Genomic DNA, 25805 nt, shown 5'->3' with positions numbered 1-25805 from the left:
AGTATGTTCGCCGGATCGCTTGTTGCTATTGTCACACCGTTCCGACAGGGCAGAGTTGACGAGCGTGCTTTGGCCGAGTTGATCGAATGGCAGATCGCCAATGGCACCAACGGCATTGTCCCCTGTGGAACCACCGGTGAATCGGCCACGCTTTCTCATGGCGAGCATAATCGGGTGATTGAATTGACGGTCGAAGTGGTCCGTCGGCGGGTACCGGTTATAGCGGGAACCGGTTCGAACAGCACGGAAGAAGCCATCACGCTCACGAAACACGCGAAGCAGGCTGGGGCCGCCGCCGCCTTGCTCATTACCCCCTACTACAACAAACCGACACAGGAAGGACTCTATCGACATTATAAGGCGGTTGCGGAGGCCGTCGACCTGCCCTTAGTGCTGTACAACATCCCCGGTCGCACTGGAGTTAACATGCTGCCGTCAACGATCGCCCGGCTCTCGGCCATAAACACGATCGTCGGAGTCAAGGAAGGGAGCGGCTCCGTCCAACAGGCCTCAGATATCGTGCAGCTGTGCGGTGACCGTCTCACCGTGCTGGCCGGCGACGACTCCCTCACGTTACCGATGATGGCGGTCGGTGGGAAGGGTGTGATTACCGTAACGGCTAATATCATGCCGTCGGAAATGGCCGGTCTTGTGAAAAGCTTTGCCGAGGGAAGAATCGACGAAGCACGACGGATTCATTTTAAACTCTCCCCTCTCTTTGCGGCATTATTCTATGAAACCAACCCCATTCCCGTCAAAGAAGCGTTAGGACTCATGAGGAAGATTGACCCTGAATTGCGCTTGCCTCTCTGCCCGATGGCCCAGGACACACGCGAGAAATTGATTCGCGTGCTCAAAGATGCGGCGTTGATCTGACTCTAGCAATATCTAGGTCCATGACAAGATGATCAAGGTCATTGTAGCGGGTGCAGCCGGCCGAATGGGCTGTCGACTGGTGTCACTGATCCGAGATTCTACAGCGTTGACCCTGGCTGGTGCCTTAGAGGGGAAAGATCATCCCGCGTTGGGAGTGGATGCGGGCGAAATTGCTGGATCGGGTCGTGCGGGCCTTCTCATCACGGAAGATCTTTCCATTTTGATGGAGCGAGGAGAAGTTGTGATCGATTTTTCCGCTCCCGCGGCGACGCTTGAGCATATGCGGACGGTTGCTCACCATCGGGGGGCCATAGTCATCGGGACTACCGGATTTTCGGCTGTTCAACTCGACGAGCTGAGGTCATTGGCCCAGCAGATTCCCTGCGTCTTCTCTCCGAACATGAGTGTGGGAATCAACCTGATCTGCAAAGTCATCGGCGAGATGGCCAGAACACTTGGGGACGATTACGACATTGAGGTCATTGAAGCTCATCACAGACTAAAGAAGGACGCTCCAAGCGGCACGGCCCTCAAAATTGCCGAGGTTCTTGCCCGTTCGGTGAGCCGAGACTTGAACCAAGTCGGAGTCTATGCTCGCAAGGGATTGATCGGTGAGCGAACCAAAGGAGAGATCGGAATACAAACCGTTCGCGCCGGCGATATCGTCGGCGATCACACGATTCTGTTCGGCGGTATGGGAGAACGAATCGAGGTCACCCACCGAGCCAGCAGCCGCGATACGTTCGCCCGTGGAGCCCTACGAGCCGCGCGATGGGTCGTCCGCCAGCCGGCCGGCTTATACGATATGATGGATGTTTTAAACCTTCGTTGATTCCTCTTTCATCGCTTGACAACATCGATGAGCAGCGGGTTTTGATTTTCTCCTCACCGCACATCCGAGTAAGTACTTGCGCTGCGTTCCATTCACTGGCTCGCGTGCAAAGTGCAGCTGCCCGAAAAGCGACTTCGCAGTCCTGTCGAACTCGAGGCTGGTGACGGGTATGCGGAAAAGTAGAATCGTCTGTAAGTATTCGAGGCCTTCTGGGATTTCTGTCAGCGGCGTTGTAATCCGCATGGCAGCCGCGGGTGGTTGCCGGGTAATGGCGTATCTGGAAAGATGCGTGCCATGGCACCAGATTGGCCTGTAAAGAGCCTATAAGTACCTCGCAGCCATTCCCTCTCATCAGAGGATGATGACTTGAGGTTCGACGGTGGGACTGAGGCTTAATGTCGAGCGGTGATCGGCCGAGGTTCCTGATCTGCTGCTTTCCGACGACCACAATTCAAACAGGCAAAGACCGTGATCGCCAGTCCAGCGTCCAAATCCACCGCTCGTTCTGGTAGCATAGCCCCATGACATTTATCGCAGGTTTTCATAGTAGGGCAGTTTAGCACCAGAGCATAGGGTAAGCCAATCCCCCCTGAAGTACCGGACGGCACTGACAAGAGTCCCAATAGGACCTATGAGCATAGGCCGTTTGCACATCTCTCCTCCAGTAGTTTTTCAAGATCGCCTGCTGGTGGTTATCTTGACAGGCTCCCACGGCTTTCATAGGATTGTGGCGCCTTTGCGATAGACCACTATGTATAGGTTAATCCTAGTCGTTTTACTCCTCACGGTTCTCTACTTCTTGCTCCGACAAATGTTCCGTGGTTTCACAACACCGATTGGGGATGATCGTGGGAAACCGGCTGCGCGAGTCCAAGAGGAAGAACAAGACCAGATGATCGAGGATCCGGTGTGTCACATATTCGTCCCTAAGCGAATTGGAATAATCGAAATAATCGGGGGACGGGAGTACTGTTTCTGTAGCCAGGAGTGTGCGGTGAGATTTCGGAATGAGCACCCCGTCTAGCGGTGTATTCTGGAACTACAAGAAATCGTTGCCTTGGAAGGAAAGGCCAGCAGACTCTTGAACTAAGTTGATCAGCAGCCCGAATAGGAATAGTCGGATAGTTTCTCGTCCTTCTCAAACTTGAGGGTGATCTGACATTGATTGGGAGAGAAATTGAAGAATGGAGACCGTGATTGTCCTCCGGCGATACGATAGTAGGTCCAGGTCTCTCCACCAAAAAAACGAGAAGTTTTGCCATCGGGAGCACCCCAGTTTTTTTCAAACCACCCCTTCTCCTTTCCCTGGAGCTCGGCCGGTTTCAATGAAGCTTCGAGGTAGGGATTCTTCCCTGAGCAGGCTGGAATAATGAAGAAGCAGAGCAGGAACAAGACAAGTCGTTGCATCGTGATTTCTCTTCCAAGATCTATGGTCACTGTCAACCGCAAAATTGTATCCTCGGCTGGAAGGCCTGTCAAACTTGCGGATCGACTCCTTGCACTGACATTGAGTTCTCCATAAAATGACCGATAACAATCGTATCGCATCACGATCTCCGCTAGGAAAGGGACACCCATGAAAATCTATCTCGATACAGCCAACGTCAAGGAAATCCACGAAGCGGCAAGCCTGGGCTTGCTCGACGGCGTGACCACAAATCCCTCGCTGGTGGTCAAGGAAGGCCGAAGTTTCAGAGAAATGTTGCAGGAGGTGTGTAAGATCGTGGACGGGCCGATCAGCGCCGAGGTCGTGGGCGTGGAAGCGGACGCCATGGTGAAGGAGGGGAAAGAGCTCGCCAAGATTCACAAGAACATCGTCGTCAAATGTCCACTGATTCCGGAAGGGCTGAAAGCTACGAAGCGGCTGGCTGCTGAGGGCATCAGAGTGAACGTGACTCTTTGTTTCTCACCCACACAAGCGCTGTTGGCAGCCAAAGCCGGCGCCTGGTGCGTCTCGCCCTTTATCGGACGGCTCGATGATATCAGCTCTAGCGGCATGGAGCTCATTCGCCAAATTCTGACGATCTATAAGAACTATGACTACAAGACCTTGGTGTTAGTGGCGAGCGTCCGCCATCCGCAGCACGTCGTCGAGGCGGCGTTAGCCGGCGGCCATATCTGCACAATGCCTTACAGCGTATTCCAGGCGCTCTTCAAACACCCGTTGACCGATGCTGGACTGAAGAAGTTCTTGGACGACTGGAAGGCGAAAGGACAGCAGTAGCAGTCGATGAGTGAGGGTGAGCTCCGTGTTCTACGGACGTTCACCCCATTCCAAACACCTGTCCGCTCCCAACCAGCGGATCAGCGGAAACTAGACTGGCCAACTTTGACATTCTATTAAGCTACACACGGGCAATTGCTTTATCCAGCTTCAGTTTAGGTCCTGATAAGTCACAAGGTTCATTCTGGGCGATCCCCCTTTTGCCGCCTAGCAGAGGCTGAAACATAGGAGCGGATTATTATGCTGAGCGCGCGACGAATGAGCTGATCGAGGCCGGCGCGATTGGCAGCATCATTGTCACCTTCGCTGGGCCGACTAGATCTCCACCACCACCCCGATCTCGACGACCTGTTCGGCGGGAATATGGAAGAATGAGCTGGCGCGCTGGGAGTTGCGGCTGAGGAAGATGAAGAGCCGTTCCCGCCACAAGGCCATGCCCGGTTTCGGTGTCGCAAGCGAATTCACACGGCTGAGAAAAAACGTAGGCTGATCGAGGTCCAGATCCAACCCTTGTGTCCGGCACGCCGCGAGGAGGCGGGTGATGTTCGGTGTTTCCATGAAGCCGTACTGCACTACGACTCGTCGAACACCTTTTGCGAGAGGTTCGATGCGGACGTGATGGCTGCCGGTGACTGTCGGCACGCGGGCGGTCGTGGTGGTCAGGAAGACCAGTTGTTCATGGAGCACCTTATTGTGCCGCACGTTCTGCACGAAGGACGGCGGCGTGAGGTCGGGAAACTGGGTCAAGTAAACAGCCGTACCCGGGACGCGGGTGAGTGGCTGTGCCAGCACCTCCTTCAGGTAGGCTGTCAGTTGCGGCATTTTGCTCCAGAGGTGCTTCGCGATGAGCCGACGGCCGCCATGTCAGGTCGTCATTAAGAGAAACAGACCGGCGCCGAGGGCCAGTGGTAACCACCCGCCGTGAGGAATCTTCAGCACATTAGCGCCGAAAAACGAGAGATCCATAACCAGGAAGAGACTGGTGATGAGTACTACGGCCGGCCAGCCCCATTTCCATTGGCGTCGAGCAACGATGAAGATCAACAGCGTCGTAATGACCATCGTGCCGGCCACGGCGATTCCGTATGCAGCGGCCAGATTGCTGGAGGTGCCGAAGAGGACGACCAGGCCGACGGTGCCGATCAGCATGAACACATTCATGGCCGGCACGTAGATTTGCCCGATCTGGGAAGCGGATGTGTACCGAATGTCCATCCGCGGCAGATAACCCAACTGAATCGCTTGATGGGTAAGGGAAAACGCACCGCTCAGCATCGCTTGAGAGGCGATGATGGTCGCCATCGTCGCAAGCACGACCAACGGCAGGAGCAACCATCCCGGTGCGAGAAAGTAGAACGGATTCGTGATCGCCTCCGGTTGCCGGACCAGCAAAGCGCCTTGTCCTAGGTATTGTAGGACAAGCGACGGCAACACCACGCTGTACCAACCGAGGCGAATGGGCGCCTTCCCAAAGTGCCCCATGTCGGCATACAAAGCTTCGGCTCCTGTCAAGACGAGAAACACACTCCCTAATACCGCGAAGCCTTGCGTGGAATGTTCCAACAGGAACTGGACCGCATGGTGGGGGCTGACCGCGGCAAATACCTCCGGAGTCTGCATGGCGCTCATGATCCCTAGGGCGGCAAGCGTGAGGAACCAGAGCAGCATGATGGGCCCGAACCATCCGCCGAGCCGTGCTGTGCCACGCGACTGGATCGCAAAGAGCACCAGCAACACGGCGATGGCGATCGGCAGCGTATAGGGTTGATAGGCGGTCGTCTCGACCTCGATTCCTTCTACGGCACTCAAAACCGAGATGGCCGGCGTGATGATGCCGTCGCCGTAGACCAATGAAGCTCCGAGCAAGCCAAGGGCGATCACCGGGCCGATCCGCAAGGGGAACGCGGACTCTTCCCGATGGCGTTGTCCCAAGGCCATCAGGGCCAAAATGCCTCCTTCACCTTGATTGTCCGCTCGCATCACGAACAGTAAGTACTTCACCGTCACCACCAGCAACAGAGCCCAGATGATGAGCGAGAGGAGGCCGGTGATCGTTGGAAGGGTGACGGACAAACCGTGTGAAGCGTGGAAACATTCCCGCAGCGCATAGAGGGGACTGGTTCCGATGTCGCCGTAGACGACGCCAAGCGCAGCCAGCGCCATTCCCGCAGGCGTGGAGCGCTCGGGTAGGTTAGTCATCGGTGCGACGGCACGGCCAGGGGCGTAGGTCTAGAAGGGGCAAAACGTAAGTACCGAGCATACGGCCTTGATCCTAGCCGGTTCGGGAGGTCAGAACAAGGCGCTTTGGCGTCAACTCCATTCCCACTCCAGGCGGCAGATTCGCGCGGATGGCGGCGCGAGCACAACTAACAGGCGCGACTCAAGCTTCCTGGGTGGCGCGAGGACGAAAGCGCTGCCTTCCATGTTTTTGTACGGTTCAAGACGACCCCACCTGTGCCCCACGCTCGCCTCATTAAACAGCCTTGACGGTGTCAGGTGGCCACGCCATACTACAATTTATGCGCAAGCTCCCCGTAATAACGTTCTTGGCTTTTTTCATTTTTCCCTCTGAGTATGCACCAGCTTCCCCACCGATTGCGGTTTCAGTAGAAGATCTGCAATCGCTACAAACACAGGCAGTCCGAGGCAACGCGGAGGCGCAGAACAAACTCGGGAAGCTGTACTTCCTGGGTCAGAGCGTCCCTCAGAACTCCTCAACGGCGCGGGAATGGTTCGAGAAATCTGCAGCCCAGGGCAACGCGGACGCACAGAACAACCTTGGGTTCCTGTATGAGAAGGAACAGGGCAACTATGCAAAGGCCAAAGAGTGGTACGAGAAAGCCGCAGCTCAGGGGCATGTGGCGGCACAGTCCAACCTCGGGTGGCTATATGCCAATGGGCGGGGTCTCCCACAGGATTATGTACGTGCGTATATGTGGTGGAGCATCGCAGCCGCCCACTCTACTGGTAAAGAGGAGGAGTCCGAAGAATCAGCACTAGACAAGCTCGCACGCCGGATGACTCCTACGCAGATTGCAGAAGCTCAGCGCCTCTCGCAACAGTGTCAGGCACAGAAGTTTGTGGGCTGTTGAGGAAGATCCACCGCCTCCATCCATCACTGCACCCCCTCACGAGCATCTGCGTTACCAGCACCAAACAGGCTTGTTGAGTAAGATGGATCTCAGCTGGTCTTGAAAGCTGATTTCTCGGGGATCACGTCGATTTGACGAATTTGACTTCGATGTATTGCATGTGACTGATCTCGCCACCCACGAGTCCGTCTCAGTCCTGGAGGGTATCGATAGAACCTGCGCTATTGAGCCAGTCACCCGTACGCCCCACTCGAACGGAGACGCTTTATGGTTGGCGACAACGAGTGCCCGCTTTCCTCGGGCTCGTAGGTCGAAGACTTCAGAAATGAGAGCAGCACGTCACCAAGGATAAGTCCGGCTTCATGACAATCTACATTTGGTGTGGGCAGTGGTCCCATAAGTGGCGATGTCTATTGAGGATTAGGTGTTCGAATGGTTGGAGAAGGCAGGACGAGAGAGACAGAAATGGTTGTAGGCTAATCCACAGCCGATGGGAATGGCGGCAGCGACATCGGTGATCGATGGCTGAGAACTACTTCAAAGCAGGTCCCCTTCGCTACCCCAATTTAGCCAGCTCTCACCCTATCCCTACAAACGGTGGGATAGCCTTTGGGAGAGATGGGTGCTACGTGCGCATCTTCGGGAGAGCAGGGTGTGGTATGAAACCTTAACTAGCGTGGTTAGGTGTGAGTATTCACTTTGAGTTTTCTACCGCTACTCGTTCCACAAGGAATAGCGGGGATGCTACGCGCCCCCTGATTGTATCGGCGTTAATTCTGTCGCTGTTTCTGGCATGCGATGGATCGGGTCAGCAAAACCCGCCCCCGAAATCCAAAACTCCAATCCCGGGGGGCGCGACCACCTCGAACCTCACGGTCAATGGTTCCCAGACGTTCCAGACTATGGATGGGATGGGCGTCAACATCAATGTCAATAGCTGGAATGGCGGGCAACTCATCCCCGCCCTCGATCTGTTGGTCAGAACGAATGGCTCTTCCTTAATACGGGTCATCCGCGACCCGATGGATTGGGTCACGAGTGAGTCTCTGATTCCGGCACTGCACAGTCTAGATCCAGCCACCTTGCAGCAGGTGTACGAAACACCCAAGATGCAAGATATTTGGCATACGATTGGCTCTCTGAACCTAATCGGAGTTAGAGGGAATCAGATCATTCTTAATTTCATGGGTTGGACGCCGACCTGGTTGGGCGGTAGCGGCGTTTTTGGGGTACCGAGTCATATTACCGTCGGCAAGGAACAACCATTCGCAACCATGGTTGCCTCGCTGATCTATTACGGTCGCAAGGTCAGGAGCCTCGACTTCCTGTTGGTGGCTCCCTTGAATGAGTCCGACCACGACTGTCGGGAGGGACCCTGTGTCGATGCCAGCCAATATGTCACGATACTCAAGGCGCTGATTACGGAACTGGATGCTATGGGACTAAGCGACATTCGTCTTGTCGGGCCGGATACTGCGGGCATCAGTGCCGGCAGGGGATATATCTCCCTGATGATGGCCGATAGCCTCGTGGCCGGACGAATTGATCATTTCGGCGAGCATATTTATGAAAATTCAGCCGCCCCAGGAATACCGTTCCCGTCCAAGAACTATTGGCTGACGGAATCGGCGGCATGGTGTGGAAGTTGCGACACGGGTGGCACGGTAACCGGAGGCGAGTGGAACTTTGCCAAGGTAACCACTGATCACTTTCTCAGCGACTTGGTAAACGGCTACTCCGGCATTCTAGTCTATGACGCCTACGACAGTTTTTATTACCACCACAACAATTTTGGCTTTTGGGGTCTTCTGGCCTTCAATCGGACCACCGGAATCTACACACCTCGTGCTCGATTTTATGCCAATGCGCAGCTAAACCGGTTCATCCGTCCTGGGGCTGTGCGGATCGGCGTGAATAATTCCATACCTGGGGTGACCGTTGTGGCGTTCTTCCATCCACTCAGCGGACAAGTCTCGATCGTCGGACATAACACGGGCGCTTCGTCGGTCACCATAAACGGGCTGTTTCAGAATCTTCCCATCGTAAATTCGCTTGCCCTCTACCAAACTAACGCTTCGTCAAATCTGCAGCACGCGGCTGACATTTCGGTCATCGGCGGCACGTTCAGTGTATCCATTCCTGCAGACACGGTCTTCTCGATGACGAATTGATGGCTACCTGGGGATAAACTTTATACCGTTTGATCAGTGCCCTCACGCTTCACCCTGTGGTGGCTAAAAACAATGGGGTCCGACGCCCTTTTCCAACTGCGCGGCCGACTCCCCGCCGGATGATCCAGCGAGGAATTGCTACCAACACTAATCGTCGTTCCCTGATGACCTCAACTCAGAAACTGCTAGCGTCTGAGCCCACCTATCCACGAGGAACGCAACATGGCTACGAATGCCGGCGGTATCGACATGGCAGAGGGTACTCCTCCTGACCGGACCATCACGGCGGATTGGAAGGGGAGATCACATGGCCATACCACCTGAAATTGATCCTTCTGTCGAATCACGTGTGATGAGCACGTGTTGCCTCCTCCCAAGACCCTTCACCAATGAATTGGTATCCTAACGCCATATCGCGCGGTGGCGTCTGTCTGCTGGGTACTGAGTGGCAAGATCGAACCTGCCCACCTGCGCGATGCACAATTCAAGATCCGATCCTAACTTGACGACCCCTGCCGCGTGCGGTCGGTCAATACCGCACTCTTGTTCTGCCGCCGAAACACTTTCTCGAACGCATCTTTTACGTCCGATGGAACGCTAAAGTTCAGCGTAGCCATCGCGGACTCCCTTTCCAGGCGGCAAGATTCGCGCGGATGGCCGCGCGAGCGCACCTAACAGGCGCGACACAAGCTTCCCGAGTATCGCGAGGACGAAAGCGCTGCACTCCATGCTCTGAACGGTTCAAGGTCCGACACCAAGTTTGTCTTCCTTTTGATCCCTTCACTTGATGCTCGGCATCTGCGCCTTCGATCCCGCATGCGACGACCCAGCACACCTTCACTGAATCCATTCAGATACTAGTGAATCGAAAGAGATACGCCTCGTTGGGTTACTACTTACAGAAACAGCCTGGCAATCCTTCGAAATTCGCACAGCCCCTCGCGGATTCTTCGCGGCATGGTCTTTGCGTATAAACACGCAGTGTTGAGTCGCTTTCATAGAGACATGGTGGAACCCGTTCAACCAATAATAGTTAGCGTGCAAGTGGAGAGCAAACTAAGGAGGGCCTTATGATCACGGTCAAGAGCCAGTTCGTCCAGCAGATGTTGGCGGCGATAACGTTTGCCTTAGTCCTTGGTACTCTATCGATGATCTGGCCGGTTATCCTTAGCATCTTTCTCGGTGTGCTTCTGCTGCTCCAATCGTTTAGCGCAGAACCGGAAATTGCGGTGCTGTCGTGGGCCGAGGTCGGCAATGTACCAATCGTGGTCGCCTCTCTTCGGCGAGCTGGTCTTCCAACGATTTTCTCGTGACGAGTTCGAGTGGCGTCTTCGTCAGTCGAGCGCATTCCGCCAGGAGGGTATGAGCTTTGGGGAGATCATGAGTGCCGACGGGGGGCTCGACTCGTACAAGACGGTCGAGATGGGTGAGGCAAGCGTGCTTGTCGACCACCGGATGGCTCAGCCCGTGATCCCGGTCTTCACGGGTGCTGCGCCGATTCGTCACGAACTGGAAGCAATGACGCAGGTGAAGTCAATAGTCATGCCTGACACGGAATTGTACTGTGCTGGATTCGACGATCGCGGACGAACGATGGAACGGTTGTTGGAAAGAATTGACTTGTACGCGAACAGCTGTGTGGCGTCCTGCTCGGCGGGAGCACCTACAGCAGTGACTTGGCCTCGCTCGACCGCTATTTTCTCCACTTCGTCATGGCCGCCCAAGGTCGCTGCTGAGAGGCGTGGGAAATAGAATGCACAATACAAGATCCGACCCCAGGCTAGACCCCGACCCCAGGCTAGACCCTCGTTGACCTTGGAGGCAGCCGTGGCCGAAAACGAATCAAACCATGAGAATTGGAAAAGTCCACGGCTGATTCTAGCCTTTGCAGTCCTGTTGTTTTGTATTGGCGGGATACTATTCCTGGCCTGCAAAGTCTTGAATGCAGATCCCACCATAGAAACTGCGAAGACGGTTTTCTCAACGCTTTTACCCGTTCTGGCAACATGGGTCGGTACTGTTCTGGCCTACTACTTCTCCAAAGAGAACTTTGAATCCGCAAATCGTAATGTAAGGGAAATGGTGAACAAGATCACCTCCGTGGAAAAACTGCAAGCCATCGCTGCCTCAAAAGTCATGATTCCCGTTAAGGACATGGCTTGCTTCCGCTTCTCTGCACAACAACCCGATGAATCGAAAGTATCTCTTTGCAAAGATTTGCTTGCCCTTCTGGAATCACAAAATCGCAATAGACTTCCCATTCTTGATGCAACTGACAAACCCAAATATGTGATTCACAGAAGTCTCATTGATCGATTCCTTGCAAACAAAATCTTAGGCTTGCCCACGCCCCCAGCCGGAACAACAATTTCCTCAGTTCTCGATCAGATGACCCTGAAGGAGATGATCGATAGCTCTTCCGAAGAAGTAAAAAAGTTTCTTCGGGTGAGCTTCGGCACAGTGAAAGAAACCGACACACTTGCTGACGCCAAGCAGGAAATGGACCGTGAGCAAGGGCGCCTAGATATTCTGGTTACAAGAGATGGAACGGCTAATTCAGCCGTGGTTGGTTGGATTACAAATCTAATCATCAACGATAATGCGACGGTATAGGTCTTTAGGTCTATTGTTTGCTGCTGTTATCAACGGCTGTGCAGTCCACTACTACGACCCTGATACTCAAACAGAGCATATCTGGGGGATTGGACACATGAAGATGAAGGCAGAGGCAGCAAGAGAAGACAATAAAGCTATTGTAAAAGGGGTCGTAATTTACGGTATTGGCCTAGGATTTGGGAGGCAGGAATATTACGCAGTTTTTGGTTGGGATCGACGAACGCTGCTCTCAATCGTAGACAAAGATACCAGCGTGCGCTTGGAGTGGCCAAGCAGTGATTTCTTCGATGTCAGAGTTGGGTCTCGACCACCATATATCGATGGTAAGACTGACCATAAGGCCAATCAATGATCTGAGAGGGGGGTTGCTAAGATGCGCTCTCTAATGAGCTACTTGACCGCCATCATGTTTCTGTTGACCACCACTGGGTGTGGAATCGGCTATAACAGTCTTCTGTTTGCCACCAAGACCACTATGGGTGTGGATATTGATACGACACCACCTACGGCAGAGATTGCGATCACGAGGCATGAGGGGGTCATTGAGCCAACTTTCGAGCAGGGCAAGACATTGCCTGTGCTGGCGAGCTTCAATACAAATCTAAACGGACTCCAAAGGCTATTTTTCGGCACCTCTTCAGCGTTCGCTGTTGGAGATGCGGCTTACCTAATGGCTGATTGCTATGTGTCGAATGGAGATTGTTCTAAGGACTCAAAGGCAACTCTTCAACTGAGTAAAGCGCCAACGAAACGAAGCTCCTGGTTTGGCTGGGGGGAGGAAAACGTTGAGTACTACAAGCCAGGATACGCGGTTCCAGTGTTCTTTGGAACTCATAGCACACTAGGACTCAAAGTAGAATGGAACGGAACGACTGGACAATACCCTTCTGCCCTGAAGCTGGGTTATCACCGGAAAGAACTGGCTTGGGCCCCGATAAGTATGACCCCTGCCCCTGTAGGGGCCGAATGTCCGATAGATAGAGTCCCATCAACGACATCATCCAGCGCAGTCTGTCTCGCAGTGCCATCTCTATTGGCCACCATGGACAGCTCGGGTGACGTCGGGACCTTTGACCAGACCAAACTGGAATATTTGCAGTACTTTGCAACTGGGGCGGCTGCGACTGAACTAGTCAGACATGAACCTGTCCGCAAAGTAATGCTGAAACAAATCCTTGGTGAAGTAAAAGAAACACCACTCCAGGAAATTGGCGAGATGAACCGACAGCTTGCCGAAAATCTTGCCGCACGTGTCGCGAAGCTTGATCCGGCCAAAGATTCTAAAGCTGAAACTAAGCTACAGGCAATTTATTCAGCAGCAATTGCGAAGGGGTACATTGATCCACTACCGGGCGCTGGCGGATCACCGATAACAGCTGTTACTTTTGCCGCGCACCATACACTCATTAAAGGACTTTTCGACCGGGCTGCAACGAGAAGTTTTCTGTCTGAGCAAGAAACAAAACGCCTAAAAGAATTGTTAACAATCATTTAGTCTGATTCGACGGAGGATGCGACAATGCCTACATCCAACTATGACATTCGTGACAACATCGATGATTTGAAAGCCGTCATTACAGGAATTCTCGATGATTTGAAGGGGCATCAGTTGATTAACTGGAGCCGAAAAAACGAATCCGGCAAAGACTTAATAGAAGTGGAGTACAAAGATGTTGTCAGAGGGGGCTCCGGAAATTCTGACAGCGTGATAAGTGGTAGCCTGGCTTCACCAACTATTTCAGACCTCCAGCAGTCGGTTGAAAAGGTCGTTGAAATTCAGCCAGGTGCAGTGGCACGAGCGGATCTGAAGCTGCCCGTATAGCACTGGGGGAATAACGTTACGATTTGATCGCTCACTCTACCGAAGGATTAATAGCCGCAATTTAAGGTTGTCCTTCGGCTAGTCAATCGTCTGTCGCCTGGGGGTGAGACAAAATGGAGGTGCGATGGCCAGGATGTCTAAGCGTTGGAGGAAGGTACATGCAAAAGACCTTTCGGGGTTCATGGCTCTCGTTGAGGAAAAGTGGATCGAATGGTCAGACGTATCTGGTGATGACATCGAGCCATGGTTCCGTGGTCATGCCGACGCATCCTGGGGACTCGTGCCAGGGCTCTATCGGTCGCCCTTCAATCGCGTCGATGAGGACCAGTATCGGCATGAGTTCCGTCTTCGAGCGCACCCCTTTCTTAACGAAGCCACCTATTATCCTCGCTCGGATTGGGATTTTTACTTCCTGATGCAACATCACGGGTTGCCGACACGCCTCCTGGATTGGAGCGAAAGCGCGCTCATTAGTCTCTACTTCGCAGTTCAGCGAAGTCCTCTTGATTCTCAATCTGGGGCTGTCTGGATGCTGGACCCATGGCAGCTTAACAAGCACGTCGCTCAAATTGGTGACCGTCTAACCGCCTATGATAATCACCGAATAAAGCAATACCTTTGGCCTATCTGGAAGAAGCGCGATGCCCACCTTCCGGAGGGACCGGCCGCCTTCGAGCCTTCCCACAATTCCAAGCGCATTGCTGCTCAACGAGGGAAGTTCACAATTCATGGAAAGAGCCACCGCGGACTTGATACTTACCGCCCACTCTCTACCGGTCTCGTTAAGATTGTCATTTCCCCCAGCGCGAAGCAGAAGATTCGGCGGCAGCTTGCCACTGCAGGGATGACTGAGGGAACGATTTTCCCTGATTTGTCGGGCTTAAGCAGAGAGATCAAGGAAGGTTGGTCATACGAGGTGGAGTAGGTTGTAGCGCTTAGCCTAATTTGGGAGTTTCCAAGTATAAACTCTACAAAGGGGTTGCCCATCTCGAAGGCTCCGGTCTAGAGGCAAGGCCTCTCCTCGCACGCGCTTCTTTGCCAATAGACAGTCGCATGCATACCACTCCTCGCAGAAGGTGGGGTCGAGTCTTGTTCTGTGCATTTAGCGAGCGAAGTCATAGATCCATGCCTTGCGAACTTCCAAGAATGACACGATAGCGAGGATCCTGGCGAGGGCTATCGCCCATTCCCATCGAGGCTGCGGATCAGCACGGCGCGGCCATGGCGATCAACCCAAGATTGAATGCGGTCGCCCACATGGGCCGGTCGGTCGATCCTCGTATTCTCGTCATGCGGAACACGGATTTGCTGCCCTTGGGCGTTCCGGATAACGTACGCGCCACCCTCCAGGGCCTGCACTTGTCCGATCACCGATGTGGAGGATGGCTCCCCGGCGCACAGAGCAACACGCTGTTGTTCGCCTAATGTTCCGGCCACGATACCCATCCCGAGATATTCCTGTGAGGAATGCCCCTGCACGATGGACTGGGCGCAACCCGTCGCCACGACCAGTATGGATGGAAGCCACAGCGCACGTCGGAAAGCCATGAGTACAGGCATCCTAGAAACCTCCGTGTCCGAAAGGATAAAAGCTGGTGTCAGAGAAGTGTGACACGCACCATGTCATCACTATTTCACGGAGAGGTGGACTGCTCAAGACAATGAGAGAAATCCAACCGCGGAGAGATGCAGCAGGTAAGCCACAGGACCAGCGATCAGAGAGAGGAACTTATGACTCAGACGTGAGGCGGGATCCATTTCTCATACGGTGCTCGCGATCCGCGTCACAGCAAGTTTACGCCGCTTTGGCGGGACGCCAGCGAAGACCGACGCTCAAGATTTCTTGTAACAATTCTTTGTAATGATAGTCGGCCTTCTTCGCCGAATCGGCAACGTCTTCGTCCTCCGCGATCTGGGGGTTGGGATTGGCCTCCAGGACGTAGAGTTGTCCATCGCCGGCCATGCGCATGTCGATGCGCGCATAGCCGCTGAGTCCGAGGGCCCGATAGACGCGTTTTGACAAAAGGCCCGAATTGGGGGTCAGAGAACAATTTCGTTGATCTCTGACAGGAAATGGATACTCATGCGACGAGTGACGCAGCAGGGCATGAGCAGCGCGAGAATGTGAGAATATGGGGTCAGCGGACCCCTCCCTCTTCTGTGAGCCCCTGATCATAGACAGGCTGAAGTGCAGAATTAAGAGTTGCCTCTACTGTCAGGTACCTAAATTCATGAACATCTGGATACCATGATATTCAATCATTGCATGACAGATTTTCATGGTGTACCATCACGTCGTGATCGATCGGAAAACCGATATCAGCCTGGTGCGCACGGCCATCCGGCGGAGCCGAGTGGTGGCGCTGCTGGGACCGCGTCAATGCGGCAAGACGACATTGGCCAGGCGGTTCGTCCCCGAAGACTCCGTCAACTACTTCGATCTTGAAGATCCGCAGAGCGTGGCTCGCTTAAGCCAGCCAGATCTCGCGCTGCGCAGACTCAAAGGACTTGTCGTCATCGATGAAATCCAACGCCGACCGGAGCTGCTTCCACTGTTGCGCGTGCTGGCGGATCGCAAGCCGCTTTCCGCTCGGTTCCTGGTCTTGGGCAGCGCGGCGCCCGATCTCCTCAGCCAATCCTCGGAGACGTTGGCTGGACGCCTAGAGACTGTGCACTTGGAAGGTTTTCGCTTAGGCGACCTGGGCCCGAGCGCTCAGAATCGGCACTGGTTACGCGGCGGGTTTCCACTCGCGTACACAGCCAAGAGTGAAACCAATTCCATGGTCTGGCGGCGTCAATTTCTGCAGACATTTCTGGAACGCGATCTCCCCCAATTGGGCATTCAGATTCCGTCTGTCGCCCTGGGGCGCTTTTGGAACATGCTGGCGCACTACCACGCCCAAACGTGGAACGGCGCCGAACTGGCTCGCGCGCTCGCGGTCAGTGAGTCGACCGTCCGCCGCTATCTCGATCTCTTGACCGGTGTCTTCATGCTACGGCAACTGCCGCCGTGGTTTGAGAATCTGAGCAAGCGACAGGTCAAGGCGCCCAAAGTATATGTCCGCGACAGCGGACTCTTGCACGCGCTATTGCGCATCGCCGACCGGCGAAACCTAGAGCTTCATCCCAAAGTCGGCGCCTCGTGGGAAGGCTTCGCCGTTGAAGAGGTGCTCAAGGCCTTACGTCCGGATGAAGCGTATTACTGGGCCACGCACCAGGGCGCAGAGATCGATCTGGTGTTGTTCAAGCACGGCCGTCGCGTCGGCGTCGAATGCAAGCGCATGGATGCGCCCATCATGACGCCCTCGATGCGGATTGCTTTGAGTGATTTGAGGCTCGATCGACTGGTGGTGGTCTATCCCGGCAGTCGTCGCTATGCGTTGGCCGACCGCGTGGACGTTATTCCGCTGGTCGAACTGATTGGGAGTGAAGAGGATGCCGTATGGGAATAGGGGTCAGAGAGCAAGTTCGTTGATCTCTGAGAAGGAATGGGAACTCATTCGGTGAGCGACGCGACAGGTGCGCATGGTGTGCTGTTTAATTGCACTCTGACCCCAATTGCAGACCCCTATGTGCACTACACTAGTGTCAAGTTAGACGTCAACTCCATTCCCACTCCAGGCGGCAGGATTCGCGCGGATGGCGACGCGAGCGCAACTAACAGGCGCGCCACAAGCTTCCCGGGGTGACGCGAGGACGAAAGCGCTGCCCTCCATGTTTTTGCACGGTTCAAGATCCAATCCCACCTGTGCCCCCACATGCTTTCGTAAGCCTCAGTTCTACCTGAATCGAAATAGATACAAGGTGTATCGGTTTGGATTCAATCGGCGCTCTCACATCCGGATATGATTTCACGATTGAATCCTTTAATATTCCTTCGTACAGGTTTAATTTTCAAACTCCCAGAGCCATCAGCGCTCATTTCTAGTCGAAGAGATCTTCTGCTCATCTGTGCACTTTCCACCTGGGCACATAGAGTGCAAATGGCAATGGCCAACAGTCCGAAGACCTCACGTACGAGCTTCCGACTATTGGAGGCAGACCTCAATAATAGGTCTTGCGTATTAGATCGTAGGTCTTGTAAATAGGCTGAGCAAGTCATAAGACAAAAGTAGGCTCCTATACGTAGTAGCCTTATTGCGCAGAATCATATCAGGTACGAAGGCGCGGGACCCTATGTGGGGCATAGGACTCCAACTGGCTGTTCTTTGCTTAAGCGTAATAACCAAATGAAGAGATCAGTTATTTCCTGAGTCGTCATCTACAAGAGTTTCAGAAGACAGACGCTCCAATGAAAAAGGGAGGAAATAAAAATATGATACGGCATGTTGCCTTACTAAGTATTTTGGTATCGCTAACAGGCTGCGGAATTTTCTCCCCTTCTGACCTCCCCCTCTCTGCAGGTGAAAAGGAGTCAGGGTATACCTATGTTCCTGTCGATCCCTTCCCAGTCATTGCAAAGCCTGGCGAGGGTTGCGAAAACAATCAGAAGCCACCCCGCGATAGATTGCTCGACTCCCTCCCTGACAACGCCGTGAGGATGCTTGTAGAACGATTCGAGGCTGACGGAGGAGTTACATACGGACCTTCAAAGGTAGGAGGGAGGGGGCAGTCGTACAGAGTCACCGTCGATTACATTAACGCTGATACGATCAATAAGCAGGTGTGGATAAGAAGAAGTTTTCAAGATCCCAAAGGTGAGCGCCAATACGTTCGGTTGTTGTCTAAACCGGGATTTTCTTATGTAGACGGTACAGAAGAATTTGAGATTCGGGGGGAGGCCCCTGAAGAGGGAAGCAAATTAGATTACCACGAGTTCAATATCCCAATTTATGTAGGGGTAGGATTACGGGTGGCCGCAAACATCACCGTTATAGGTTGGAACGCCAATATTTCAGGCATTAGTGTCATTGGGGCAGAGGCAGAAGCCAATAGGGTCAAAGGATCTCTGATAGTCCAGACGCTTGGCATCAATGGAAAGTCTGTCGCGGCTGCCTTACCCATCCAGAGCGAACTGAATCAGACGACAGCTCAGAATGCCATCGTCGCAGTCAGCTCCATTAAGGCTCAGCTTCACACATACAATGAGACGGTGGTATCTCCACGGGTCGTAGGTCTGTACTTGCCGTTTCCTGGTGGCAAACCGCTAGTGAACGCGATCATTTCGGAGCTTTCACAGAAGCCTCTTAAATGGAAACAACAATGCCTTGTGCAGGCAACGGGTTCAACGCCGAATGGTTCCAGTTCAGTTTCAGAGTCAGATACTCGATGATAGATAGGGATCCATCATTGGTGCCACGATGCAGCGTTGAAACCAGTACATTAAGGTCAGCCGAGTTATGGAGAGACGTGTTATGAAATCAAAGATTGTTTCTACATTTCTTGCGGCAGTCATCTTTTGGGTAGCTTGGGCAACACAGACCCAGGCATTCACCATAGCGTCCATCGGTGATTCCTTTGCATCCGGCGAAGGAAATCCAGACGAGCCGCAACGCTTCGACTCGCTGGGGTTTGTCAAAAAAGGGCCTGTCTGGGCCGACCGACAATGCCATAGATCGCATATCGCAGCACCCGAAAAAGCAGCAATCGCAATTGCAAATTTTCTGGAGCAGCCGCTTGAGTTTATCGGTCTGGCTTGCACAGGAGCTCGCCTTGATCATGGAATCCTTGAGCCGTACGATCCTGATGCTGACGATACACACAATCCTCTGCCGCCTCAAATTGATGCGTTACGAAGCACGATGGGAGATCGGCCAATAGATATTCTTTTGATCTCGGCGGGTGGAAATGATGTAGGCTTCGCTGACGTTATCAAAAGATGCATAAAGATGGACTCGCTTGCACTCGCTCGAAGAAACGACGAACTGTGTAGTCGCGATCCTGGTGTTCTTGCCGCCATTAAGAATGAATTGGCAGCATTACCTCAGAAATACGATAGGCTGGCGGATCAGCTCAAGACCATGCAGATACGGCAGGTGATAATCACCGAGTATCTTGATCCTACAAAAGGGTCAAATGGATCATATTGTGGGGAGAACGGAAATTCTCGAATCCTTTTTTGCATCCTTTAACAGCGAAATGGGCAGAACGTGAAGTGGTTATCCCGCTCAATGCGGCGATAGGCGCAGCAGCAGAACGACATGGATGGGTCCGAGTTCCGGTGCAGGCCTGGTCACGAGCTCACGGATACTGCGCTGGAAATGCACGTTGGTTTCGGACAGAAGAGGACGCTCGGAACATTCAGGGTCCATATGAAGTAGGTTTTTCCTTTCGTGACAGCCTCCCACCAGGGTTTCAGTTTTCACTCGGCTCTCTCCATCCCAACCCTGCCGGCCATGAGGGGATTGCTCAACAGATAGTTTCGACGGCACTACCGACCATCGGAGTAGCTATTGGAGGTGTGCCAATAAAGGAAAAGTCGAGAGACGAAATCTATGTCATCTATGGCGGGGCGAAGTTCTACATTCCGGATCCGCCGACTCTACACCGGTTGTTCGGCAGTAATCCCACGATCGTGACCGTGCCCGACGGCGCCTTGACGCAAGTGCCGTTGGTGCCACGCGATGGCACGTTGATCAAGGAACTGGACGACCGCATTCATGTCGTCTATGGCGGCGCGAAGTTCTATATTCCTGATCCACCGACGTTTCAGCGCTTATTTGGAGACCGCCCTGTTGTCACTGTGCCGCATGGCGCATTGGCTCAGGTGCCCCTGGTGCCGCGAGACGGCACGTTGATCAAAGAGTTGGACGACGGCCGGATTCACGTAACCTATGGGGACGCAAAGTTTTACATCCCCGATCCGCCCACCCTTAAGAAGCTGTTTGGAGAGAATCCTTCAATTGTGACTGTGCCCGACGGGGCGTTGACCCAAGTACCGCTGATACCGCGTGACGGCACGTTAATCAAAGAGTTGGACGATCGCATTCATATCGTCTATGGCGGGGCGAAGTTCTATATTCCCGATCCGCCGACGTTTCAGCGTTTGTGTGGAGACCGCCCTGTTATGACTGTGCCACATGGTGCATTGACCCAGGTACCGTTGATACCGCGAGACGGTACCTTGATTAAAGAGTTGGACGATCGCATTCATATCGTCTATGGGGGTGCGAAATTCTATATTCCTGATCCGCCGACGTATCGGCTCTTGTTTGGAGACAGACTTGCTGTGACTGTGCCGCATGGTGCGTTGACCCAGGTGCCGCTGGTGCCACGCGACGGCACGTTGATCAAAGAACTGACCGATCAAAAAATCTATTTGATCCGGAATGGTACTAAATATTGGATTTCCACTCCTGAACAATTTCGCGAACTGGGTTTTGCCGAAGAGGCTGTGCGCACAGTACCGAATGGAGCTCTTGGAGCCATGCCGGACAGGAGCAATCCCTGAAATTTTGGATTTAAGGACTGAGGAATATCAAGGTGTAAATATCGAAGCCAAAAGGCTTCCAATGGATGCGGAACCTATTAATGATTTCAAGGCAGGTTCTATTTTAAGCTGTCGTCGTTTTTCTGGAAGGGCCATGATCGGTAACTGTGATGGATCTTACTACCATGATTGGATTACTAGCAGGGACACTGACGACCATTGTCTTCGTACCGTAATTAACCAAGGCATTAAAAACGAAGTCAGCAAAGGATGTCTCCATTGCAATGTTTATCATTTTCTGCAGTGGAGTTTTGCTCTGGCTTATATATGGGCTGCTAATTAACTCTCTCCCCATCATGAGCGTGTGCCATCCTTAGTTGAAAATGGACGAAGCGACTGCCTTTGTGGTGCTGTGCGGTGATCGTGGACTAGACAACCACCACTTCACACCAACGAAAGGAGCCGCTTCATGAGGAACGTCATCCGAATCACCAAAGAAGGCAAGGTGCGACCGCTCCGCCGGCGGGCGGAGTCCACCATCCCGACGGTGGACGACCAAGCGAGCCTGGTCGCCCTGATCCAGGCGGTCATCCCGCTGGGGCTGCAAGCGGTCGCAGATGTTTTGAACAAGGAGGTCACCGAGCTGGCGGGCGCACGGTATAGCCGGACTGGCGGCCAGCCGGGATACGTGCGCTGGTGCCGGCAGCGTGGCTCGGTCTATCTGCTCGATCAGAAATTGCCGGTGACCTAGACGCGCGTTCGGGACCGGCTCCGGAACGTGGAGGTGTCGTTGCCCACCTATCAGGCCCTGGGCGAACCACGGGCGGCGGACGCGGGGTTGTTCCGCAAGGTGCTGCATGGGCTGAGTTGCCGCCAGTATGAAGCGTGTGCCGAAGCAGTGCCCGAAGCCTTCGGCCTGAGTGCCTCCAGTGTCTCGCGGCGGTTCATCCGCGCTAGTGCGGGGGCTTTGCAGGAGTTGAGTGAGCGTCGGCTGGCGAGGGAGAACTTCGTCGTCCTCTTCCTCGACGGGAAGACCTTCGCCGCCGACATGATCGTGATCGCTTTGGGGATCACGCGCCAAGGGGAAAAGAAGATCCTGGGCTTCGTCCAGACGGCCACGGAGAATGAAGCGGTCTGCGCAGCGTTCTTGCGGGGCTTGGTCGCACGGGGGCTGCGCACGGACCAGAGCCTGCTCTGCGTGATCGATGGGGCGAAAGGCTTGCGCAAAGCGATTCAGACGGTGTTCGGCCGACAGGCGGTGGTGCACCGCTGTCAGTGGCATAAACGGGAGAATGTGGTGCGGTATCTGCCCAAGGGACACCAGGCCTCGTGGCGGCCGCGGTTGCAGCAAGCGTATGAGCGGCCGCCCTACGCCGAAGCCCGGGCCGCGTGGCTCCGTCTCCGGCAGGAGCTGCAGCCCATCAATCTCTCCGCTGTGACCAGCCTGGACGAAGGACTGGAGGAAACCCTGACGCTGCATCGGCTCGGTGTCTTCGGGAGCTTGGGCCTCAGTCTCAAGACGACCAACTGCCTGGAGTCGCTCAATGCACAACTCGGACACCTGACGGACAAGGTCGATCGCTGGCGCACGTCGGAGCAGAAACACCGCTGGGTGGCCAGTGCCGTGCTGGCGATCGAACCCGGCTTGCGGCGCATCAAAGGCTATCGACATCTCACCCACCTCCAAGAGGCACTGCGGCGGGACATCCAGCGCGAGGTCGTGACCGAAACCCGCATCGCCTGACCCGAGGAGCCCAAGGACTACTATGGACCGCGTGACGATCGTTGATCCTGGAGCCAATGCGGAGGTCGTTTTTCAGACCCAAGGTCAGAAGAAGCCTCTGTCACCGGACATGACGTGCAGCCCACAGGGGAGACCGCTTCGCAATTTCAACTATTGATCTTTGCATAAATAATGGAACCCTTCACCGTGCCCATGGGAGATCAGAGGCGTCGATGCAGGACCAGAGCAGACGTGGCGAATGGCGCAGGCGGCGCACAGTGGATCGGAGCATTCCATTCAGCTGTCCCAAGTCCATGGGCGCACTGTTGGCCAAGGCGCGGTCGGCCTGGGCCCAGACATATTCCGCTGGATTGAGCTCCGGGGCGTAAGCTGGGAACTCTTCCACGCGGAGCCTGGGATGGGCAGTGATCCATTGGTTGACAGCTTTGCGGCGATGAATGGTTCCCCGATCCCACAGCAGAACAACGGGACCCCGCAGATGCCGAAGCAGGTGATGCAAGAAGGCTCGGACATCCAACCCCGTGAGGTTGCGGCGGCGCAGCCTGAGATAGAGCACCACTCGCCGGCGCTTGGGCGACACGGCCAGCGCACTGATCGCGGAGATCCGATCCTGTTTGTACAGATAGCGCACGACCGGCGGGCGGCCTTTCGGCGCCCAGGTCCGGGCCACGTTCGGGATGAGGAGGAAGCCCGATTCATCAAGAAAGACGAGGCGGGCCCCACGTCGCGTGGCGTTTTTTTATATGGGGCCAGCGGGACCGTTTCCATCGTGCGATCGCGGCCTCGTTCCGCTGCAGCGCTCGGCGTTCGGGCTTCTGACAACTCCATCCCAAACTGGTCAGCAGTTTCCAGACATGGCAGGGATGGTAGCGCACCCCGAACTGCTGGTGGATCAGCTGTGCCACCCGTTTCAAGGTCCATAAATCGGTGCGATAGCCCCTGGCCAGGGGCCCCTTCAGGAGCAGCGCCGCCAGCCGCTTCTTCTGCGCCACGGAGAGACTGGGGGAACGACCTGGGGTCGGTCGTGGCCGCAAGCCAGGGAGGCCCTGTTTGCGGTAGGCCGCGGCCCACCGGAATACGGAACTCACGGAAGCCCCCACGGCCCGGGCGATCGCCGACAGAGCAGTGCCCGCCTTGAGCAATCGGATGGCCTGTCGGCGTCGCCGTTCCAATTGCTGGGCGGTTCCTGGAGGTCTCATGTCTCTGAGTATAGTCCAAGAGCATCGCTCGTTCCATTATTTATGCAAAGATCAATAAGAATGGGATTGACTCCCCATCATTATTGCCAATGCTATAACGCTAATGCTTTCAAGCGTGATCCTGTTTCTTAAAGTGAAATATGGTTAGACGGTAAGCACAACTGTTTGCAACCTGATTTCCTATGGGGGAAGAGACATGGGTGAACTAAGTTTCACGACAGCATCTCAAACATCGACTTTCGCTCGTCGCGTTATTAGTCTTCACGGTATTCGTACAACTGGGGCCTGGCAGAAAGAGCTGAATGATACGTTAGAAGAACATCATCTACTGCACAGTCCTTTTGATTATGGTTACCTTAAACTAGCAATGTTCCTTAACCCTAGGAGGCGGGATAGAGAAATCGACAAGTTTAGAGATTGGGTGACCAACTATATTAGTACTGAGCATCAACCACCTTCTGTCATCGCACACAGCTTTGGAACATATATAGTCGCAAAGGCTCTTCTCAAATATGAGGAATTGAAGCTGGACAGGCTCATACTATGTGGATCAATTCTGGAAAAGAATTATCCTTGGGCGAAAATAGTCGAACGTGGTCAGGTGCGTGGAGTCCTTAATGAATCCGGGTCAAAAGATGTTTGGGTTAAGTTGGTGGCCTGGATTGTGAAAGATGCTGGACCCTCCGGAGTAGAGGGCTTCAGTGACAAGGTTGATGGAATCGTAGCAGACATCCACCGCGATGGGTTTAAGCACTCCGACTACTTTTATAGCCTTCATGTTCAAAATGTATGGATACCATTTCTTAAAGGTACTGCTCTAACTGAGCTTGAAAAAGCTGGCAACAGTAAGAGACCAAAGAACCTTAAATTCCAAATAACACAAATAGCGTTGGTAATTCTCATTTTATCTGTTGCGATACTAGGTTACTACTTTGCTCATTACACTCCGGGAACTATTAGGACAAAGCCAACACCAGCCAAAAAGTTTGTAGAATTTACAGGTAAGGAGCCCTGCCCATTTGGGGGCACGCACAAAATGAGGGAACACAAAATGGAGGAATGTGAAGTTATGGATATTGATCCCTCAACCCGGCCTCCGAAGTTCCATCGTACGGAAGGGCAATTGTTTTATAGCAAGGAGAATGGCAAGTGTCCTTACCACACGAAAGCTTTTGCGGGAATCAGAGAGGACGGTAGCAGATGCATTATTGAGGCACCAAATAATATAGCACTTTATCATACCTTAAACACTGTCTATTATTTGCCTTTTTCCGAACCTGGCAAGATGGAGGAGCCCAAAAGCGGATGGGACTTATATGGTGATGACTACAGAGACTTTCCAGTTAAAGGCCAAGGAAGTGAAGATGTATGCCTTAACGAATGTGCGCTTGATAAAAATTGTAAGGCCTTTAGCTTTTCCTCAACGGCTAACCGCTGCTGGTTAAAGTATAGGATTCCTGAGGTTGAAGTAGAAGCATCTGGTATTGTGTCAGGAAAAAAGCAAGAGTAGGCAGTAGAGTTTTAAGCGGGACCGTGCTGTGGAGGTCCAAGAGCGTTGTGCTGCTCCGCTTAGGTCGTGTCGCGTTTTCTTTAACCACGCCGCATAGAGTATTAGGGAGAAAACATACACCCATCTCGAAGGCTCTGATTGAGAGGCAACAGGCATCGTTTCCCCTGTCATGCAGTTAGCGAGGTGGTGTGTGCAGTGTCGGCTCCGAGGCTGAGCCGGACAAGTGTCTCATCGTGTGGACTAACGTCAAGAGACCAGAAATTCTCCTTTGAAACTGTCTCCTTGACTGGGGAGCTTACAAAATGGGCCGATCGTTTCTGAGCTGTGCACAGCTTGATCCTTAAACGTCA

General features: G+C 53.8%; 24 protein-coding genes and 1 pseudogene. 19 read left to right on the top strand and 6 right to left on the bottom strand.

Translation table 11 applies throughout. From position 1 onward, the window contains the following. Nucleotides 1-3 precede the first annotated feature (3 nt). Complete coding sequence (gene dapA, locus P0120_20100; GenBank protein ID MDF0676612.1) at nt 4-876, top strand: 4-hydroxy-tetrahydrodipicolinate synthase; 873 nt, start codon at nt 4-6, stop codon at nt 874-876. 28 nt (nt 877-904) lie between these two features. Further along, complete coding sequence (gene dapB, locus P0120_20095) at nt 905-1708, top strand: 4-hydroxy-tetrahydrodipicolinate reductase (GenBank protein MDF0676611.1); 804 nt, start codon at nt 905-907, stop codon at nt 1706-1708. Nucleotides 1709-2803: 1095 nt separating this feature from the next. On the opposite strand, the gene P0120_20090 is transcribed toward dapB, so the two are convergent. Next, nucleotides 2804-3115, bottom strand: coding sequence for a hypothetical protein (locus tag P0120_20090; GenBank protein MDF0676610.1), 312 nt, complete (start codon nt 3113-3115; stop codon nt 2804-2806). A 169-nt stretch (nt 3116-3284) separates the two neighbouring features. Between P0120_20090 and fsa the strand changes: the two genes are divergently transcribed. Continuing rightward, nucleotides 3285-3932, top strand: coding sequence for a fructose-6-phosphate aldolase (gene fsa / locus P0120_20085; GenBank protein MDF0676609.1), 648 nt, complete (start codon nt 3285-3287; stop codon nt 3930-3932). Nucleotides 3933-4247: 315 nt separating this feature from the next. Here the strand turns inward: fsa and P0120_20080 are convergent. After that, nucleotides 4248-6095: pseudogene (locus P0120_20080) on the bottom strand (potassium transporter Kup). Between the two features lie 356 nt (nt 6096-6451). Between P0120_20080 and P0120_20075 the strand changes: the two are divergent. The 9 genes from P0120_20075 to P0120_20035 all read left to right on the top strand — a co-directional run bounded on the left by P0120_20075 (nt 6452) and on the right by P0120_20035 (nt 14558). Continuing rightward, nucleotides 6452-7024 carry a tetratricopeptide repeat protein gene (locus tag P0120_20075; GenBank protein MDF0676608.1) on the top strand — a complete coding sequence of 191 codons (573 nt, stop codon included), beginning with the start codon at nt 6452-6454 and terminating at the stop codon, nt 7022-7024. Nucleotides 7025-7935: 911 nt separating this feature from the next. Next, entirely contained in the window at nt 7936-9195 is a 1260-nt protein-coding gene (locus P0120_20070) for a hypothetical protein (GenBank protein MDF0676607.1), read from the top strand. A gap of 1070 nt (nt 9196-10265) precedes the next feature. Beyond that, on the top strand, nt 10266-10508 hold the full coding sequence (locus P0120_20065) for a hypothetical protein (GenBank protein ID MDF0676606.1): 243 nt from the start codon (nt 10266-10268) through the stop codon (nt 10506-10508). A 49-nt stretch (nt 10509-10557) separates the two neighbouring features. Further along, entirely contained in the window at nt 10558-10947 is a 390-nt protein-coding gene (locus P0120_20060) for a hypothetical protein (GenBank protein MDF0676605.1), read from the top strand. A 75-nt stretch (nt 10948-11022) separates the two neighbouring features. Beyond that, nucleotides 11023-11808, top strand: a complete 786-nt coding sequence (locus P0120_20055; GenBank protein MDF0676604.1) for a hypothetical protein — start codon at nt 11023-11025, stop codon at nt 11806-11808. 97 nt (nt 11809-11905) lie between these two features. Next, entirely contained in the window at nt 11906-12163 is a 258-nt protein-coding gene (locus P0120_20050; GenBank protein ID MDF0676603.1) for a hypothetical protein, read from the top strand. Between the two features lie 54 nt (nt 12164-12217). Then, nucleotides 12218-13306 carry a hypothetical protein gene (locus P0120_20045; GenBank protein ID MDF0676602.1) on the top strand — a complete coding sequence of 363 codons (1089 nt, stop codon included), beginning with the start codon at nt 12218-12220 and terminating at the stop codon, nt 13304-13306. 24 nt (nt 13307-13330) lie between these two features. Then, on the top strand, nt 13331-13633 hold the full coding sequence (locus P0120_20040; protein MDF0676601.1) for a hypothetical protein: 303 nt from the start codon (nt 13331-13333) through the stop codon (nt 13631-13633). Nucleotides 13634-13766: 133 nt separating this feature from the next. Beyond that, nucleotides 13767-14558, top strand: coding sequence for an FRG domain-containing protein (locus P0120_20035; GenBank protein MDF0676600.1), 792 nt, complete (start codon nt 13767-13769; stop codon nt 14556-14558). Nucleotides 14559-14809: 251 nt separating this feature from the next. Here P0120_20035 and P0120_20030 read toward each other — a convergent pair whose 3' ends face one another. Together P0120_20030 and P0120_20025 are read right to left on the bottom strand one after the other, a co-directional pair. Then, the gene (locus P0120_20030; protein ID MDF0676599.1) at nt 14810-15181 is read right to left on the bottom strand and encodes a hypothetical protein; all 372 of its coding nucleotides are present in this window, start codon (nt 15179-15181) and stop codon (nt 14810-14812) included. A gap of 247 nt (nt 15182-15428) precedes the next feature. After that, entirely contained in the window at nt 15429-15656 is a 228-nt protein-coding gene (locus tag P0120_20025) for a hypothetical protein (GenBank protein MDF0676598.1), read from the bottom strand. A gap of 256 nt (nt 15657-15912) precedes the next feature. Between P0120_20025 and P0120_20020 the strand changes: the two genes are divergently transcribed. The 6 genes from P0120_20020 (at nt 15913) to P0120_19995 (ending at nt 22746) form a co-directional block, all read left to right on the top strand. After that, complete coding sequence (locus P0120_20020; GenBank protein MDF0676597.1) at nt 15913-17085, top strand: ATP-binding protein; 1173 nt, start codon at nt 15913-15915, stop codon at nt 17083-17085. A gap of 839 nt (nt 17086-17924) precedes the next feature. Beyond that, nucleotides 17925-18905, top strand: coding sequence for a hypothetical protein (locus P0120_20015; GenBank protein ID MDF0676596.1), 981 nt, complete (start codon nt 17925-17927; stop codon nt 18903-18905). An 82-nt stretch (nt 18906-18987) separates the two neighbouring features. Next, nucleotides 18988-19704, top strand: a complete 717-nt coding sequence (locus tag P0120_20010; GenBank protein MDF0676595.1) for a hypothetical protein — start codon at nt 18988-18990, stop codon at nt 19702-19704. 23 nt (nt 19705-19727) lie between these two features. Continuing rightward, nucleotides 19728-21023 carry a hypothetical protein gene (locus tag P0120_20005; GenBank protein MDF0676594.1) on the top strand — a complete coding sequence of 432 codons (1296 nt, stop codon included), beginning with the start codon at nt 19728-19730 and terminating at the stop codon, nt 21021-21023. 448 nt (nt 21024-21471) lie between these two features. After that, entirely contained in the window at nt 21472-21753 is a 282-nt protein-coding gene (locus P0120_20000) for a hypothetical protein (GenBank protein ID MDF0676593.1), read from the top strand. A gap of 39 nt (nt 21754-21792) precedes the next feature. Next, the gene (locus P0120_19995) at nt 21793-22746 is read left to right on the top strand and encodes a transposase (protein ID MDF0676592.1); all 954 of its coding nucleotides are present in this window, start codon (nt 21793-21795) and stop codon (nt 22744-22746) included. Nucleotides 22747-22927: 181 nt separating this feature from the next. On the opposite strand, the gene P0120_19990 is transcribed toward P0120_19995, so the two are convergent. Further along, the gene (locus tag P0120_19990; protein ID MDF0676591.1) at nt 22928-23416 is read right to left on the bottom strand and encodes a transposase; all 489 of its coding nucleotides are present in this window, start codon (nt 23414-23416) and stop codon (nt 22928-22930) included. A gap of 28 nt (nt 23417-23444) precedes the next feature. Continuing rightward, nucleotides 23445-23945, bottom strand: a complete 501-nt coding sequence (locus P0120_19985; protein ID MDF0676590.1) for an IS630 family transposase — start codon at nt 23943-23945, stop codon at nt 23445-23447. 196 nt (nt 23946-24141) lie between these two features. On the opposite strand from P0120_19985, the gene P0120_19980 reads away from it, so the two are divergent. Then, complete coding sequence (locus P0120_19980; GenBank protein ID MDF0676589.1) at nt 24142-25455, top strand: PAN domain-containing protein; 1314 nt, start codon at nt 24142-24144, stop codon at nt 25453-25455. The last annotated feature ends 350 nt before the right edge of the window (nt 25456-25805 follow it).

Source organism: Nitrospira sp., assembly GCA_029194675.1.
In the GTDB taxonomy this organism is placed as follows: domain Bacteria; phylum Nitrospirota; class Nitrospiria; order Nitrospirales; family Nitrospiraceae; genus Nitrospira_D.
Note: the sequence above shows the minus strand (reverse complement) of the source record. Positions and strands in the feature narration are given on the sequence as shown.